General features: G+C 66.9%; 18 protein-coding genes and 1 pseudogene. 5 read left to right on the top strand and 14 right to left on the bottom strand.

Annotation, left to right across the window (positions count from 1 at the left end):
- Nucleotides 1-514 (bottom strand): annotated as a pseudogene (locus Q0U08_RS02080) (glutamine-synthetase adenylyltransferase); the annotation flags it as partial.
- A gap of 94 nt (nucleotides 515-608) precedes the next feature.
- On the opposite strand from Q0U08_RS02080, the gene Q0U08_RS02085 reads away from it, so the two are divergent.
- Complete coding sequence (locus Q0U08_RS02085; RefSeq protein WP_298089459.1) at nucleotides 609-764, top strand: hypothetical protein; 156 nt, start codon at nucleotides 609-611, stop codon at nucleotides 762-764.
- A gap of 54 nt (nucleotides 765-818) precedes the next feature.
- On the opposite strand, the gene Q0U08_RS02090 is transcribed toward Q0U08_RS02085, so the two are convergent.
- The 3 genes from Q0U08_RS02090 to Q0U08_RS02100 form a co-directional block, all read right to left on the bottom strand.
- Nucleotides 819-1,457 (bottom strand): sigma-70 family RNA polymerase sigma factor, encoded by a 639-nt coding sequence (locus Q0U08_RS02090; protein ID WP_298089461.1) that lies wholly within the window; start codon nucleotides 1,455-1,457, stop codon nucleotides 819-821.
- 98 nt (nucleotides 1,458-1,555) lie between these two features.
- The gene (locus Q0U08_RS02095) at nucleotides 1,556-1,693 is read right to left on the bottom strand and encodes a hypothetical protein (protein WP_162844014.1); all 138 of its coding nucleotides are present in this window, start codon (nucleotides 1,691-1,693) and stop codon (nucleotides 1,556-1,558) included.
- A 41-nt stretch (nucleotides 1,694-1,734) separates the two neighbouring features.
- Complete coding sequence (locus Q0U08_RS02100) at nucleotides 1,735-2,535, bottom strand: response regulator (RefSeq protein ID WP_298089463.1); 801 nt, start codon at nucleotides 2,533-2,535, stop codon at nucleotides 1,735-1,737.
- A 269-nt stretch (nucleotides 2,536-2,804) separates the two neighbouring features.
- Here Q0U08_RS02100 and Q0U08_RS02105 point away from each other — a divergent pair, with 269 nt between their 5' ends.
- The 3 genes from Q0U08_RS02105 (at nucleotide 2,805) to Q0U08_RS02115 (ending at nucleotide 5,059) form a co-directional block, all read left to right on the top strand.
- A complete protein-coding gene (locus Q0U08_RS02105) occupies nucleotides 2,805-2,984 on the top strand; it encodes a NepR family anti-sigma factor (RefSeq protein ID WP_298089464.1) in 180 nt (59 codons plus the stop codon).
- An 11-nt stretch (nucleotides 2,985-2,995) separates the two neighbouring features.
- Complete coding sequence (locus tag Q0U08_RS02110; RefSeq protein WP_298089465.1) at nucleotides 2,996-4,591, top strand: histidine kinase dimerization/phosphoacceptor domain -containing protein; 1,596 nt, start codon at nucleotides 2,996-2,998, stop codon at nucleotides 4,589-4,591.
- A gap of 333 nt (nucleotides 4,592-4,924) precedes the next feature.
- Nucleotides 4,925-5,059 (top strand): entericidin A/B family lipoprotein, encoded by a 135-nt coding sequence (locus tag Q0U08_RS02115; protein ID WP_112383462.1) that lies wholly within the window; start codon nucleotides 4,925-4,927, stop codon nucleotides 5,057-5,059.
- Nucleotides 5,060-5,163: 104 nt separating this feature from the next.
- On the opposite strand, the gene tatC is transcribed toward Q0U08_RS02115, so the two are convergent.
- The 8 genes from tatC to argS form a co-directional block, all read right to left on the bottom strand.
- On the bottom strand, nucleotides 5,164-5,940 hold the full coding sequence (gene tatC, locus Q0U08_RS02120; protein ID WP_298089466.1) for a twin-arginine translocase subunit TatC: 777 nt from the start codon (nucleotides 5,938-5,940) through the stop codon (nucleotides 5,164-5,166).
- On the bottom strand, nucleotides 5,937-6,365 hold the full coding sequence (tatB, locus tag Q0U08_RS02125) for a Sec-independent protein translocase protein TatB (RefSeq protein WP_298089467.1): 429 nt from the start codon (nucleotides 6,363-6,365) through the stop codon (nucleotides 5,937-5,939). The genes tatC and tatB overlap by 4 nt, the downstream gene beginning before the upstream one ends.
- Nucleotides 6,366-6,390: 25 nt before the next feature.
- Nucleotides 6,391-6,627, bottom strand: coding sequence for a twin-arginine translocase TatA/TatE family subunit (locus Q0U08_RS02130; protein ID WP_298089469.1), 237 nt, complete (start codon nucleotides 6,625-6,627; stop codon nucleotides 6,391-6,393).
- 124 nt (nucleotides 6,628-6,751) lie between these two features.
- On the bottom strand, nucleotides 6,752-7,339 hold the full coding sequence (gene scpB, locus Q0U08_RS02135; RefSeq protein WP_298089470.1) for an SMC-Scp complex subunit ScpB: 588 nt from the start codon (nucleotides 7,337-7,339) through the stop codon (nucleotides 6,752-6,754).
- Entirely contained in the window at nucleotides 7,336-8,058 is a 723-nt protein-coding gene (locus Q0U08_RS02140; protein ID WP_298089472.1) for a ScpA family protein, read from the bottom strand. The genes scpB and Q0U08_RS02140 overlap by 4 nt, the downstream gene beginning before the upstream one ends.
- 1 nt (nucleotide 8,059) lies before the next feature.
- On the bottom strand, nucleotides 8,060-9,064 hold the full coding sequence (locus tag Q0U08_RS02145; RefSeq protein ID WP_298089473.1) for a glycoside hydrolase family 3 N-terminal domain-containing protein: 1,005 nt from the start codon (nucleotides 9,062-9,064) through the stop codon (nucleotides 8,060-8,062).
- A 41-nt stretch (nucleotides 9,065-9,105) separates the two neighbouring features.
- Entirely contained in the window at nucleotides 9,106-9,834 is a 729-nt protein-coding gene (locus Q0U08_RS02150; protein WP_298089475.1) for an SPOR domain-containing protein, read from the bottom strand.
- The gene (gene argS / locus Q0U08_RS02155; protein WP_298089476.1) at nucleotides 9,835-11,559 is read right to left on the bottom strand and encodes an arginine--tRNA ligase; all 1,725 of its coding nucleotides are present in this window, start codon (nucleotides 11,557-11,559) and stop codon (nucleotides 9,835-9,837) included.
- A 207-nt stretch (nucleotides 11,560-11,766) separates the two neighbouring features.
- Here argS and Q0U08_RS02160 point away from each other — a divergent pair, with 207 nt between their 5' ends.
- Nucleotides 11,767-12,057 carry a hypothetical protein gene (locus Q0U08_RS02160; RefSeq protein WP_298089478.1) on the top strand — a complete coding sequence of 97 codons (291 nt, stop codon included), beginning with the start codon at nucleotides 11,767-11,769 and terminating at the stop codon, nucleotides 12,055-12,057.
- Nucleotides 12,058-12,211: 154 nt separating this feature from the next.
- Here Q0U08_RS02160 and Q0U08_RS02165 read toward each other — a convergent pair whose 3' ends face one another.
- Together Q0U08_RS02165 and Q0U08_RS02170 are read right to left on the bottom strand one after the other, a co-directional pair.
- Nucleotides 12,212-13,378, bottom strand: a complete 1,167-nt coding sequence (locus tag Q0U08_RS02165; RefSeq protein ID WP_298089479.1) for a deoxyguanosinetriphosphate triphosphohydrolase — start codon at nucleotides 13,376-13,378, stop codon at nucleotides 12,212-12,214.
- On the bottom strand, nucleotides 13,375-15,372 hold the full coding sequence (locus Q0U08_RS02170) for an SPOR domain-containing protein (protein WP_298089480.1): 1,998 nt from the start codon (nucleotides 15,370-15,372) through the stop codon (nucleotides 13,375-13,377). Before Q0U08_RS02170 ends, Q0U08_RS02165 begins: the two co-directional genes overlap by 4 nt.
- Nucleotides 15,373-15,500: the final 128 nt, after the last annotated feature.

The following is a 15,500-nucleotide window of genomic DNA, read 5'->3' on the forward strand; positions in this document are numbered from 1 at the left end:
GCGCCTGCAATATCTCCACCACCCGCTTGCCGATTCTGACCGCTGCCTCCTCCGGCTCCTCCCGCGCTCGCCGCGGCAAGGTCTCCGGATCGAAGAGGAAGATCGGATCGATATCAGACGAGTAATTGAGTTCGCCGCTGCCCTGCTTGCCCAGGGCGATGGCGACGAACCCTTGGGGCTCGGCATCCGGCACCCGCTCGCTGATCGCGGTGCGGATCGCGGCGTCCAGCGCGTGATCGGCAAAATCGGTCAGCGCACCGGTGACCCGGCTGAGATCCAGAACTCCGGCAAGATCGCCCAGGGCGACCGTCAGCGCCAGCGCACGACGCTCCAGCCGAAGCCGCCGCCCGATCGGTTCGTCCCCGGGCCGCAGGATGTCGAGGTTCAGTCGCCCTGCAAATGCCTCTGCCGCGCGCTCCGGCTCCCGCTCCATCAGCATGGCCAGAAAGGGCGAATGATCGCGCGCGCGCGCGGCAGCTTCGGCGATGGCTGCATGCTCGATGCGGTGGGTCATTCCTCGTCCCATGCTGTTTTATGTCTTGACATTCCGGCAGGAAACTTGCGCCGCATCCGACCGTTGAGCTGGTATGGCACCGCAAGCATCCGGAATGAAGCATGGGAACGGCATTGTCGTCGCGCGGCCACGTGTGACCGATGCCATCGGCGCGGCGTTGCGCGATGCCTATACCGCGCTGCCGACCGGCAATGGTGACTTCCTCACCCTCCTTCGCCAGCTCGACATCGCCTCGACCCGCGCGAACTGAAAAAGGCCACCGCACGAATGTGCAGTGGCCTTCCCTATCGACAACACCGATCGATCACCGGCCGCGGCTGAGTTCGTCCACATCGCCCATGATCGTGTCCAGCGCCGTCTTGCTGCTGTCCGTTTCATGCTCGCGACGCGACGGCAGCGTGCCATCGCTCAGAATCGATTCCAGTGCCACGCGACCACGCGCAACCCGGCTCTTGATCGTCCCGACTGCGACGTTGCAGATTTCCGCGGCTTCCTCATAGGCAAAGCCGCCGGCGCCCACCAGGATCAGCGCCTCGCGCTGCGGCTGCGGCAGATGCATCAGCGCGCGCTGCATGTCCCCCAACTCGACATGACGGTCTTGGCTGGCCGGCGCCGCCAGAATGCGATCCGCGACCAGATCGTCCCACTCGCCCTTGAAGCGCGCGCGACGCATCTGCGAAAGATACAGGTTGCGCAGGATGATAAAGGTCCAGGCGCGCATGTTGGTTCCGGCCTGGAAACGCTTGCGCGCCGCCCAGGCCTTCAGCAGCGTTTCCTGCACCAGATCGTCGGCCAGATCACGGCTACCGGACAGCGATCGCCCGAACGCACGCAGATGCGGGATGACTCGGGCAAGCTCCGCCTTGAACTCGGAGTCAGGTAGAGCAACGTGCTCGACCGGCGCGTCGCCTGGGAAATCGTCCCGCGGCTGTGGCTGGGTCATGGAAATCCGATCATCCGAAGACGCTCGCAATCGAACGCCGTCGCTACATAAGGAACCGGCCGGCCGAATGCCAGCGGTGTGCGTGAAGACGGTGGAAGTCAGCGCATCACCAGAAAGGCGAAGATGACAATCACCAGCACGAGCGATACGGGCAGGATATACCGCGTCATATGCGGTGTGCTTCCTGCCCGAGCGCGCTCGCCATCAACATGCATGGGTTCGTTCGGATCAGCCATGCACGGTCAACGCACAAACATCGTTTTGGGTCCGTAATCGTTTAAATTGCCGGAACCGTGCTTTCGTCGAAGAAAAGCGCCTGGCTGATCGCGGCCTTCACCGTCGACCGCTGGAACGGCTTGGTGATGAGGAACGTCGGCTCCGGCCGCTCGCCCGTCAGCAACCGCTCCGGGAATGCGGTGATGAAGATCACCGGCACTTCGAACTCGGCCAGGATGTCCTTGACCGCATCGATGCCCGAGCTGTCGTCGGCCAGCTGGATGTCGGCCAGCACCAGACCGGGACGGTCCTCCATCGCCAATGCCACCGCCTCGTCGCGGGTCACGGCAACACCCGTCACTTCATGACCCAGGTCGCGCACGATCGTCTCGATATCCATGGCGATGATCGGTTCGTCCTCGATGATCAGCACGCGCGCACGCGTCTGCTTCTCGATCTCGGCCAGCGCCTCCGCGACGAGCTTTTCGACCTCGCTGGGATCGACGTCGATCAGATAGGCCGCATCTTCCGGCGTGAACCCTTCCATCGCGGTCAGCAGCAAAGCCTGACGGGACAGGGGAGTCATACGGGCAAGGCGGGCGCGCGCGACGGCCTCGCCGCCATCGGCGCTGCTGGCGTCGTTATCCAGCTCGTCATAGTTCGCGGACGACCAGATCCCCTGGAACATGCGGTACAGGCCAAGCCGCGGATCGACGTCCCGCGGAAACTGGTCGGGTGCGGCGACGATCGCCTCCAGCGTGGCGCGGACATATTTGTCACCATGGCTCTGGCTGCCGGTCAGGGCCCGGCCATAGCGCCGCAGGAAAGGAAGATGAGGCGCAAGTTGCTGTCCAAGCGACATGGGTATTGGGTACTCCCTGACGTGATCGCGGGCCTGTCATGTGTCCGGGGGCCCGCCGGTTTTCAATCCCGTTCGTCGAAATTGCCGCCCGACGGCGGACGAACCATCGCCGCGCGGATTTTTCGCGTTGCGGCTGGAACCATCGACATCCAATTTGGTTTCCTCGCGTTATCAACTATGGCTCGCACACGTCGCGGAAGCACGGCGAGAACCGTTACCGCAACGTCTGTTGCCCAGTTCCTTGGGTCGTGCAGGGGGAATTTTTGAGTTTGGGCACCGAGACGAAGAAGACCACGCCGTCCAGCAAACCGCGCCAGCTCGGCGATTCAGGTCAGCAGGGTGCGGACAAGGACCGGGACATGGGGGGCGCGCTGCGCTCGGTGTACCAGAAGGCGGTCGATGAAAAAATTCCGGACGAGATGCTTGATCTCTTGAGCAAGCTCGACTGAACAGGGGCCTTATGGCCACTGACAACGCTATCGTATCGAACAACGATGCATCGCCCTCGCGTCTGCCGGCATTGGCCAGGTTGACGACGGGGTCGAAACTCGTCCTGATCCTCAGCGTGGCGCTGCTGCTGCTCGCGCTGATCGCCATTTTCGCGACGCTGCAGACCACGCGACTGGCCGATGCGGAGGCGCGCGGTCGCCTGCGCGTCGCCGCGAACGAGGATGCGCGTGCGCTGGCGACCGAATTGTCGGGCGACATGACCGCGCTGCGCGTTGCCGTCAGTGCCCTGGGCAACGACCCGCTGGATCTGCCGAGTTGCGCACGCGCCCAGGGTGTCTTTGCGCAGCAATCCATGTCCGGCGCCCGCTTCCAGATCGTCGACCGTCGCGGCCGCGCGCTGTGCGGGGACGCTCTGCCCGCCGCCATGCCCGTTCGAGACCGGGCATCGCCGGTCGGCGCCGACATTCTGCCCGACCAGGGTCTTGTTCTTTCGATCGAGGCCAGCGATCGCCGAACCGCGGCGCGGGCATTCTTTCCCCAGTCCTTCTTGCGCGCGCTGGTGACGCGCAATACGCGTACTGATCCAGCGGAGAACGTCCTGCAACGGGGAGAGGAGGCGCTGGTCCTCGACAGGATCGATGCCCGCGGTCCGCTCGATCGGATGGAGACGCTGACCACCGATCTGGGCATCGCCGGCCTGTCGCTGCGCACCAGCATGCGCAGCGCGCCGATCACCTCCTCGCTGGTCGTGGCACTCGCCCTGCCGATCCTGATGTGGATCGCGGCGGTGGGCATCGGCTGGCTCGTGGTCGACCGGCTGCTGATCCGTCCGCTGCGGCAGTTGCGCCGCACGGTTGCTGCCTATGAACCCGGCGAAGCGCTGGACATCAGCGCCGTGCGGGCCGCGCCGGCACAGGAAATTCGCGACCTCGCGGAAACCTTCCAGGCGATCACCCAGACGGTTGCGATGCACGAGGAGGGCCTGGCCGAAGGTCTGGTGCGCCAGACGAAGCTGACCCGGGAGGTGCATCACCGGGTCAAGAACAACCTTCAGGTCATTTCCAGCCTCATCAACTTCCACGCACGCGGCGCGAAGACTCCGGAGGCGACTGCCGCCTACTCTTCGATCCAGCGTCGGGTCGATGCGTTGGCCGTGGTACACCGCAACCATTTCGCGGAGCTCGAGGAAAATCGCGGGCTGAACCTGCGCACGATGATTGGGGAACTGGCCGCGAACATCCGTGCCACCGCGCCCGAGCAGTCTCACGGCCTTGGGATCACGCTCGATGTCGATCCGGTACTGGTCAATCAGGACGTCGCCGTCGCAGTGGCCTTTCTCATCACCGAGACGATCGAACTGGCCATGGGCTGCGACCCAACCGCGCAGATCCGCCTGGTGGTCAAGCCGATCGCCGACGAGCCCGACCGGGCCAGGCTGCGCGTCGTGTCGCGCGCACTGGTCGAGGACGACACGCTGCGAGACCTTGCGACCAATCGCTACGGCCGCGTCATGGAGGGGCTGGCGCGCCAGCTTCGGGCCAAGCTTCATCATGACCCGCTCAGCGGGGCCTACGAGATCACGATCGCCATTGTCGGCCGCGACTGATCACCGGCGTCGAAGCGCTAGAAATCCCGAACAGAATTTTTTCCGAAAAATTTTCGGCACTTCTGGAACCCTCAGCCTCGTTGCCTGTTCTACTCCCCGGATAGCGATCTTGTGCCCCCCCGCTCTCGCTGTCCACGACATGGGCCTGGAAGCGTCAACCCTCCCCCCCCGGTGGCGCTTCCAGGCCTACATTCGTTTAAGCAGCAGGGCATGGTCGGCGGGGCGAGTTTCCCTCGTACCTCCCGTTCATTTCTTCTTCTCGTAACATCGGCGGAACGAACGCTCCGGCTCAGGCATTTGCGCTGAGGCATTTACGCTGTTCAGGAGGTTCTTATGCGTAAGTTTGTTGGGCTGGCGCTGGTCGCTGGCGCGCTCATGGTCAGCGCTTGCAACACGGTGGAAGGCGTCGGCCGCGACGTAGGTTCGGCGGGCGATACGGTTGCCAAGACGGCGAACGACGCCAAGTAAGCCCTACCGGCTTCAAACAGAAACGGCCCCACCGCGAAAAGCGTGGCGGGGCCGTTTTTTTGCGTATCGAGTTCAAACAGTCGGCTGATTATCCGGCCGGTGCCTCAAACGGTTTCGATATCCTGCCTGGCTTCCTTGGCGCGCTTGCGCTCGGTAAACCAGATGCCGATCAGCGCCAGTTCGTACAGCAGGCACAGCGGCACCGCGAGCAGGATCTGGCTCATCAGATCGGGCGGGGTCAGCACCGCGGCGATCGCCGTCGCGCCGACAATGGCGTAGCGCCGCGCCCCCACCAATTGCTTGCGGGTGACGATCCCGGCCCGCTCCAGCAGCATCAACAGCACCGGCAGCAGGAACGCCAGTCCGAATGCGAACAGGAACTGCATGACGAACGACAGGTAGTTGCCGATCGCGGGCAGCGCTTCACGCCGCACGCCACCGACCATCCCGTCAAATCCCATCGAAAAGTGCAGCGCCATCGGGATCGCGACATAATAGGCCATCGCCGCACCCATCAGGAACAGCATCGGCGTCGCAATCAGAAAGGGCAGCAGCGCACGCTTCTCCTTGCGATACAATCCCGGCGCGACGAACTGCCAAAGCTGGTTTGCAATCACGGGAAACGCGATCATCATGGCCGCAAAGAAGGCGACCTTCACCTGCACGAAAAAGGCTTCGAATATCTCGGTATAGATCACCCGCCCCTGGCCGACCTTCAACAAGGGCCGGGCGAGGAAGCCAAAAATGGACTCCGAGAAATAATAGGACACGGCAAACGCCAGCCCGATGGCGAGCATGCAATATAGCAAGCGCCGGCGTAGCTCGATCAGATGGTCCAGCAAGGGTGCGCGGCTGGCATCCAGTTCGTCGGTCTCGGTCAAGACGGGGCTCCGTCCCGCGTATGCGCAGGCGTATCTGGCGCCGCGGGCACGATATGGGGCTTCTCGACAGTCACCGGGCGGTCGGTGGTGTCGTCATGAGCGGGATCGGTATCGCCGTGATGATCGGACGGCTTGTCCAGCGACACCGGTGACGCGGGCGTATCCTCGTCGAGTGCGACCGGCGGTGCCGGCGGATGCTCGCGCATGATCCGCTCATTCTCCGCGGCCCAGCGCTTCTCCATTTCTTCCAGCTCCGCCTCGCGGACCATGGTGTCGAAGCCCTGGCGGAACTGGCGCGCGACCCCGCGTGCCTTGCCGACCCAATAGCCGACGACCCGCATCGCTTTTGGCAGATCTTTCGGACCGATCACGACAAGCGCCACGAAGGCGACCAGCATGAATTCGGTCGGCGCGATATCGAACATGGCGGCGCCGGACTATCTGATAAGATCAGCGATCGTCACGCACGCGTTCGCCGTCACGGTCGAACGCAGGCTCGGCCGCCTTCTTGGCCTCGATGCGCGCCGACGGCTTGGACGAGGACTCGTCCTCTTCCGCCATGCCCTTCTTGAAGTTCTTCACGCCCTTGGCGACATCGCCCATCAGGTTCGAAAAGCGGCCGCCGCCCAGCAGCAGGATCGCCACGACGGCGAGGACGAGAAGATGGATCGGGCTGAAGCTGCCCATGGCACGTCTCCTGAAAACGAAGTTTCATGTAAGCGCTGCACGCGCCACGGGCAATGGCCGATGGGGCGCGGTTGGCGGATGAGGGCGCTTTCGCCGTGGCATCTTACATCTGCGTGACAGCGGATCAGCCATCGTCATCCTCGGGATCCTCGGCGCGCATCTCCATCCGCTCCGCACCCGGGTCGACGGGGTCGAGCAATCCCGCCGCACGCAGATCGGCAAGGCCGGGCAGGTCGCGCAGGCTTTCCAGCCCGAAACTAGCCAGAAAGTCGGGCGTGGTGACATAGGTCAGCGGTCGCCCCGGCACCTCGCGGCGCCGGCCGGGCCGCACCCAGCCCGCCTCCATCAGCACGTCCAGCGTTCCCCGCGACAGCGCCACGCCGCGGATCGCCTCCACCTCCGCGCGCGTCACCGGTTCATGATAGGCGATGATCGCCAGCGTCTCGGTCGCCGCGCGGGTCAGCCGCCGAGGCTCGTCGCGCTGCCGGCGCAGCAGATGCGCCAGATCGGGCGCGGTCTGGAACAGCCAGCGGTCGCCGCGCCGGGCAAGCTGGAAGCCGCGTTCGGCATAATGGTCCGCCAGTCCATCCAGCGCGTCACGCACATCCGCGCCGCTGGCATCGCCGCCGATATGTCGACGGATCGCCTCCACGGTCAACGGCTCGGCCGCAGCGAACAGCACCGCCTCCACCGCGCGGAGCAGGTCGCTCACGCCGACGCCTTCAGATACAGCGGCGCGAACGGCGCATCCTGCCGCATCGCCACCCGCCCCTGCCGCGCCAGTTCCAGCGCCGCCACGAAGCTCGACGCCAGCGCCGATCGCCGCAGCCGCTCGGTCCCGTCCGGCAGGAAGCGCTCGATCGCCGTCCAGTCGATCCGCTCGCCCACCATCCGCGACACCCGCGCCAGCGCCGTCTCCAGCGTCATCACCTGCCGATCCGCCACCACATGCATCACCGGCCGATTTCGCGCCGTGACATGCCCGTAAGCGGTTAGAAGGTCGTAGATTTCTGCGCGCCAGCACCCCTGCCGCTCGACGCGCAGCCCTTCAGGCGTGCCGCGCGTGAAAACGTCGCGCCCCAGCCGATCGCGCGCCATCAGCCGCGCTCCTGCCTCGCGCATCGCCGCCAGCCGTTCCAGCCGTAGCTGCAGCCGCATCGCCAGGTCTTCCGGATCCGGTTCCGCCTCGGGCGGCCGCGGCAGCAGCAGCGAGGATTTCAGTAACGCCAGCCACGCCGCCATCACCAGATAATCGGCCGCCACCTCCAGTTGCAGCGCCCGCATCCGGTTCACATAGTTCAGATATTGCTCGACCAGCGCCAGGATCGAGATCTGGCGAAGGTCCACCTTCTGCGCACGCGCCAGCGACAGGAGCAGGTCCAGCGGCCCTTCCCAGCCCTCCAGATCCAGCGTCAGCTGCTCGCCCGCCACGTCACTCCACCAGCGACAGGAACGCGTCGCGCGTCGCGATCAGCGCATCGAAATCGCCCTCCCCGGCGCCGACGCTCGCCATCGCCCGGTCCAGCCGCGTCCGCGCCGCCGCGCCGATCGGCTCCAGCCGCCCGGCAATCTCCACCATCTCGTCCATCCGCGCCCAGCAATCGAGCACCAGGTCGCACCCTGCCGCGATCGCCCCCGCCGCCTTTTCGCCGGCACTGCCCGACAGCGCCTTCATGTCGATGTCGTCAGTCATCAGCAACCCGTCGAACCCGATCTCGCCGCGGATGATCCGCTCGATCACCACCGGGGAGAGCGTGGCCGGTCGCTCCGCATCCCACGCCTCGAACACGATGTGCGAGGTCATGCCCATGGGCGCTGCCGCCAGTGCACGGAACGGCGCCAGATCGTCCTCCAATGCCGCGGCATCGGCGACGACAGTGGGCAACAGATGATGCGAATCGACCAGTGCGCGGCCATGCCCCGGCATGTGCTTGACCACGCCGACGACGCCGCCCGCCGCCAGCCCCTCCAGCATCGCCCGGCCCAGCGCCGCCACGCGCTTCGGCTCCCGGCCATAGGCACGGCAGGCGATCGCCTCGGTCGTGTCGGCCTGCACCACGTCGAGCAGCGGCGCGCAGTCCACGGTGATCCCCACCTCGCGCAGCATCAGCCCCAGCGCCTGCCCATTGGCGCGTGCCGCCTGGATCGCCGACATCGGCGCCACGTCGTACAGCGCATCGAAGACCGGACCGGCGGGGAAAGCGGGCCATTCGGGCGGCCCCATCCGGGCCACGCGCCCGCCCTCCTGATCGATCAGGATCGCCAGATCGTCGCGCCCGGCCAGCGCGCGCAGGGAGTCGGTCAGCGCGCGCACCTGCATCCGATCGACGATGTTGCGCTTGAACAGGATGTAGCCGGCCGGCTCGACGCTTGCAAAGAACGCGCGTTCGTCGGCGGTGAGAACGGGGCCGGACAGGCCGAAGATGACGGGCTTCATATCACGGGTCTAGCGTGACGACGAAGCCCGCGCCACCAACCTCAGCTTGCGACGAAGCAGCTTTCGCCCGCCACGCGCAGCCGCCCGCAGATATCGGCGGCCTGGTTCGCGCTGCCCGCATTCACGCGCAGCCGGTAGAGCGTGCGGCCGTTGATCGACACCGTCTCCACCGATTTGCCCAGCGCCGCGATATAGGAGAAGCGCTTGGAAAAGCGGCCCCATGCCTCGTTCGCCACGGCTTCGCTGGGATAGGCGCCAAGCTGTACCAGCGAACCGCCGGTGCCGCCCCCTTGTACCGGCGCGCGCTTCACCGTCACCGGGGCCGCGGCAACCAGCCGCCCGCCCGATTCCGGTACCTGCGCCACCGCATTGCGGCCACCGCCGGCCTCGCTCGGCTTCTGGACGACGCGCGTGCCGTCGACTGGCTTTTCCGGAACCGCCGCCAGGTCGATCGCGCCGTTCCCGGTGCCGCCCTTGCCGGCGCTGGTCGCGATGGCGCTGTTGCCCTCGCCCTTGACCTTCAGCCCGCCCGGATCGTTCGGGCGCACCTTGTAGTCGCCTTCCTGCGCGGCGATCACCGTACCGTCGCCGCCCTCGCCACCGCGCGTCTGCAAGCGGTAGATGCCGAAGACGATCGCGGCCAGCACGCCCAGCCCCAGCACGACCAGCGCGACGACCTTGCCGATGCCGACCCCTTCGGGCTCATCGGGCTCCACCGTCTCCAGCCACGGCAGGCGATCTTCCTCGCGCAGATCCATCTCGTCCGCCATTCACTTCATCTCCGAGACGGCCTCGACGCCCATGATGGCGAGGCCATTGCGCACAATCTGCCCGATCGCGGACGCCAAGAAAAGCCGTGCGCGCGTCGCCTCGGCATCCTCCACCACCAGGAAGCGGCGATCGGGGCGATCGTTGCCGACATTCCAGAGTGCATGGAAGGCAGCGGCCAGATCATAGAGATAAAAGGCGATCCGGTGCGGTTCCCGCGCCGCCGCCGCCGTCTCCACGATCCGGGGGAACTGCGCCGCCAGCTTCACCAGCGCCAGTTCCTCCGTATCAAGGCGGGACAGGTCGGCCTCGCCTTCCGCAATCCCCGCCTCGCTCGCACGCCGGTGCAGCGACGCGATCCGGGCATGGGCATATTGGACGTAGAAGACCGGGTTGTCCTTGGACGCCTCCACCACCTTGGCGAAGTCGAAGTCCATCTGCGCATCGGCGCGCCTGGTCAGCATGGTGAAGCGCACCACGTCGCGGCCCACCTCACGCACCACATCGGCCAGCGTCACGAAATTGCCGGCACGCTTGGACATCTTCACCGGCTCGCCACCGCGCAACAGGCGCACCATCTGCACCAGCTTCACGTCGAACCGCGTCTTGGCCTCGGTCAGCGCCGCCACCGCCGCCACGATCCGCTTGACCGTGCCGGCATGGTCCGCGCCCCAGATATCGATCAACTGGTCGGCGCTCTGCGCCTTCTGGAAGTGATAGGCCAGGTCGGCACCGAAATAGGTCCACTGCCCGTTCGACTTCTTGATCGGCCGATCCTGATCGTCGCCGTAAGCGGTGGAGCGGAACAGCGGCAGCTCCACCGGCTCCCAGTCTTCGGGTGTCTCGCCCTTGGGCGCGTCCAGCACGCCGTCATAGACGAGACCGCGCGCGCGCAGCTCGGCCTCCGCCGCCTCGGGCTTTCCCGCCGCCTGCAATTCGGCCTCGGACGAGAAGACGTCGTGATGGATGCCGAGCAATGCCAGATCCTCGCGGATCATCGCCATCATCGCCGCCACCGCGCGCGTGCGGAATGTCGCCAGCCACTCGGCTTCGGGCGCCGCCACGAAGCGATCGCCGAACTCCGCTGCCAGTTCGCTGGCAACCGGCACCAGATAATCGCCGGGATACAGCCCCTCCGGGATCGTCACCGTCTCGCCCAGCGCCTCGCGGTAGCGCAGGTGGACCGAGCGGGCGAGCACATCCACCTGCCCGCCGGCATCGTTGACATAATATTCGCGGATCACCTTGTGCCCGGCGAACTCCAGCAGACTGGCCAGCGCATCGCCCACCACCGCGCCGCGGCAATGGCCCATGTGCATCGGTCCCGTGGGGTTGGCCGAGACATATTCGATGTTGACGGTCACGCCGTTGCCTCGTGCCGAGCGGCCATAATCCGCCCCTGCCGCCGGGATCGCGGACAACTCGCCACGCCACGCATCGTCGGTCAGCGTCAGGTTGATGAAGCCCGGCCCCGCCACCGCGACCTGCGCGACATCGTCCAGCCGGCCGAGCTCGGCGGCCAGCGCCTCGGCCAGCACGCGCGGATTGGTGCCGGCGGGCTTAGCCAGCACCATCGCGGCGTTCGTCGCCAGATCGCCGTGGCTCGCATCGCGCGGCGGCTCCACCGTCACGTTCCGGCGATCCAGCCCGCCGGGCAGCGTGCCGGCGGCGACCAGCGTGTCCAGCGCCGCATCGATATGCGCGGCAAAGCGGGTGTAGAGCGTCATCACCAGGTCCGATCGAACAGAAAGCGGTGCGCTCTAGCCGAAAGCCCGCCGCGCTTCAAATCCCGCCCGGCGCGCTTCCTCGAAGCGTGCAAAAGCTGCAACCGCGCAACCGCGCCTTTGCATTTGCCGCTGATGCTGCACCGCAATATCCCGTCTGCAACCCTGCGGAGGCTGTTGCGGCCACCCGCACAACCAGGAGCATCGACGATGCGCAAGACCATCCTGCTGGCCGCTGCGACGGCCGCCACCTTCGCCACCGCCGCGGTCGCCGCCGACGAGCAGCGCTTCACCCATGACGGCCAGACCTATGTCTATACCGCCACGCCCGCCAAGTCCGGCCAGGTGATCGAGGGTCGTCGCTATCCCGGTGGCGAGCCGTTCCGCCTGGTGGTCCGCGACGGCCGTGTTTCGGGCTTCTCGGGCAAGACGCCCGGGTCCTTCCGCGCCGCCGACGCCAAGGGCGCGGTCAGCCGCGGCCTGGAAACCAGCGCACGCTGATCGTCACCCGGTCACCAACAGAAAAGGGCCGCTCCGGCGACGGGGCGGCCCTTTTTTTTGCTGGATCATCCTACGTTGAACCTGCGTCCGCACATCCGTTCGGCTTGAGCGAAGTCGAAGCACAGGTTCCGCACAGTGCGATAACGAAGCTCGGCTAAAACCCCTCCGGTAGATCGATCGGCCCCACCAGATCGCGGTATCGCGCCACCGCAAACCGGTCGGTCATGCCCGCGATGAAATCCGCGATATGCCGGCTGCGATCCGGCTCCTCTGCCGGCAACCGCTCCCGCCATTCGTCGGGCATCGCGGCGGGATCCGCCGAATAGGCCGCATACAGACCCGATACCACTGCATGCGCCGCCGCCGCCGCCTCCAGTTGCCGGGGGTGGTGATAAAGATTGGCGTACATGAAGCGCTTCAGGTCGCGCTCCTCCTCGCGCATCTGATCCGAAAACGCCGCCAGCGCGCGCCCGGCACCGCGTACGTCCTCCACACTGCGCACGCCGCTATCCTCGATGCGCCGCTGCGTTTCGGCCACAAGATCGTTGACCATCGCGCCGATCTGCGCGCGGATCAGTTCGCTCGCCAGTCGCTTGGCCGGCACATCGGGAAAGCGCGCGCACGCCGCCGTCCACCCCCGCGCGACCAGCGGGATCGCAAGCAACTGGTCCAGCGTCAGCAGCCCGGCGCGAAGCCCGTCATCGATGTCATGATTGTCATAGGCGATGTCGTCCGCGATCGCCGCCACCTGCGCCTCCAGCGAGGCATGGCTTTGCAGATCGAGCGGAAATTCCGCATCGGCTGCCTGCAACGCCCAGCCGGGATGCCGCACCGGGCCGTTATGCTTGGCCAGTCCCTCCAGCGTTTCCCAGCTCAGGTTCAGCCCGTCCCAGCGGGGATAGGGCCGCTCGATCGCCGTCAGGGTGCGCAGCGTGTGGCCATTGTGATCGAACCCGCCCACGCCGGCCAGTGCCGCCTTGAGTGCATCCTCCCCCGCATGCCCGAACGGCGGGTGCCCGATATCGTGCGCCAGGCACAATGCTTCGGTCAGATCCTCGTTCAACCCCAGCGTGCGCGCCACGGTGCGCCCGATCTGCGCCACCTCCAGGCTGTGGGTCAGTCGAACGCGGAAATGATCGCCGTCCGGCGCCATGAAGACCTGCGTCTTGTGACGCAGGCGGCGGAAGCTGATCGAATGGATGATCCGGTCGCGATCGCGCTGGAACGCGTCGCGCGGTCCCCGCTCCAGTCCGCTTGCCTCGCCGTGCAGCCGGCCCCGTGTGGCGGCGGGGTCCGATGCCCAGGATGCACGCACCATCATTTGGTGGGTAGCTTGGTGACGACCTGTCCGGCATCGCTGGTGAAGGTGAAGGCACTGACACCCTGCTTGGACAAGGTGTTGACGAACGCGCGCGCCTCAGCGTCGGTCTTGAACGGCCCGGTCAGCACGCGATTGGTGGCGCGCAGCGGCGTCGAATAGCCCTGTTTGCCGGCAAAGGCGCTCGCCGCCTTGCTCTTGGTCGCGCTCCAGGCCTTTGGCAGATCGTTCGCGTTCGCGCCGCCCGCCACCTGCACCCAGATGCGGGCCGGGTTGGCACGGGCCAGCTTCTTTTCCTCGGCCGCCTCCTTGGCCGCGAGCGCCTTCTTCTCCGCGGCGGCCTTCTTCTCGGCCACGGCCTTCTTTTCCGCAGCCGCCTTGGCCGCCGCGGCCTTCTTTTCCGCCGCCGTCAGCGGCTTGGGCTCTTCCGCTTCCGGCTTTGCGGGCTTTTTGGAGGCGGCCGCCGCGATCTTTGCCGGTGCGGGCTTCTCATCCTCGGCATCGGGGATCAGCGCTACCGCCTTCGCCCGCGTCGCCACATCCTGCGCCGAACGCGCCTTCGCTTCGGCCAGCACCTGCTCCGTCGCCTCGCCCACCGGCGACACCGCCCGCACCGGCCCCTCGACCCCCAGCTCCGCCGCCGGAATGGACAACCCCGCCACGATCCGCGCAAGCACCGAATCGTCACGAACCGCCGTCGCCGCACTGCTCGCCGCCGTTGGTGAGGCGGCCGCAGCCGTGCGCGGCGGATCGGCCCGCGGAAGCGGCTGCACCATGGCGGTTTGCACCGGCGCGGTTCGCACGGGTGCGACTGGTACCGACTGCGCCGCGGCGCTTCGCGTCCCGTTGGTAGAAACCGGAGCGACTGGCGCGGTCTGCGCCACCGGCGCGGGCGACGTCTGTGGCAGAGGCTGCACCGTGGCGAGTTGCGCGGGCGCCGTGGTGGTTCGAACCGGCGCCGATGGCGCGGCGATGCTTCGCGTGGCGACCTGCGGCAAAGGCTGAACTATCGTCATCGGCGTCGCAGCACGGGTGACCGGTGCCGCCGTTGGACGCGCCGTCTGGGCCGCCATCTCGACGCGACGGGCGCGCTGTTCCTCCCGTTCGCGGCGACGGCGCTCGCTGCGGCTTTCGGAGCGGGCGGCGGGCTGCTGCACGGCCGCGAGCGCGACGGGCGCCGGGGTCGCGACAGCCGCCGGCAGCGGGGTCAGCGCGGGCGCCAGGCGCGCGTCCGCGATCCGCTCCGGCGTCGGCAGCAGCTCGCCGAAATGGACGGCAAAGGCCCGGTCGACCGCGTTCAGCGTCGGCAGGCGCTGGAAGAAGGGCTGAATACCCTGCGCAAGTTGCGGCGGCATCATCGTCGTCGCGATCTTCACCGCGCCGGCCTGATCTCCGGTCATTGCCAGAATGAAGGCGCGGGCACGCCATGCCGCGCGGTCGCTGCTGCGGAGCAGCGGGTCGAGTACCGCCAGGGCTTCGTCACGCTTGCCGGAAATGCCGAGCGAAAGCGCATAGCGTCGCCGCGTCTCGTCCTCCGGATTGTTCTGAAGCGCGGTACGGTAATCGCGCTGCGCCCGCTCCTGCTCGCCGATCAGGTCATAGGCGAAGCCGCGATCGGCCGCCATCCGTGCGACGGGCAGTCCCATCGACTCGGCCTGTGTGAAGTAGCGCAGCGCCTCGCCCGGCCGCTCCGACCGCACCAGGATCGACGCCATGCCCGCCTTCACCCTTGGATCGCTCGGCGACACCTTCTGCGCCCGCGCGAACAACGATGCCGCCCCACTCATGTCGTCCAGGTGCAGCGACATCTCCCCCGCCTGCACCAACGCATCGACGTCCGTCGGCCGCGCCGCCACACGCCGCATCACCTCGCCCAACCGATCCGCCTCGGTCGTACCGGGCAATGGCTGGACCACTTCCTGAGCCAGCAGGGGAGACGGCGCCGCCAGCGCCAGCGCGAGCGCCAGAGCGGCGCGAGAGAGCATCGATGACGTCATGGGACCGGCATCGCTAAAGCATGATGCGCCTCGCTTGACCAGCCCGTCACCGTACCGGAGAACGGCCATCGGCCCGGTCCTCACGCCGAACGGCAGGCGGAGCAACAAGGAAGGGCCGGATCGCGCAT

The organism is uncultured Sphingomonas sp., from assembly GCF_946477935.1.
Classification (GTDB): domain Bacteria; phylum Pseudomonadota; class Alphaproteobacteria; order Sphingomonadales; family Sphingomonadaceae; genus Sphingomonas.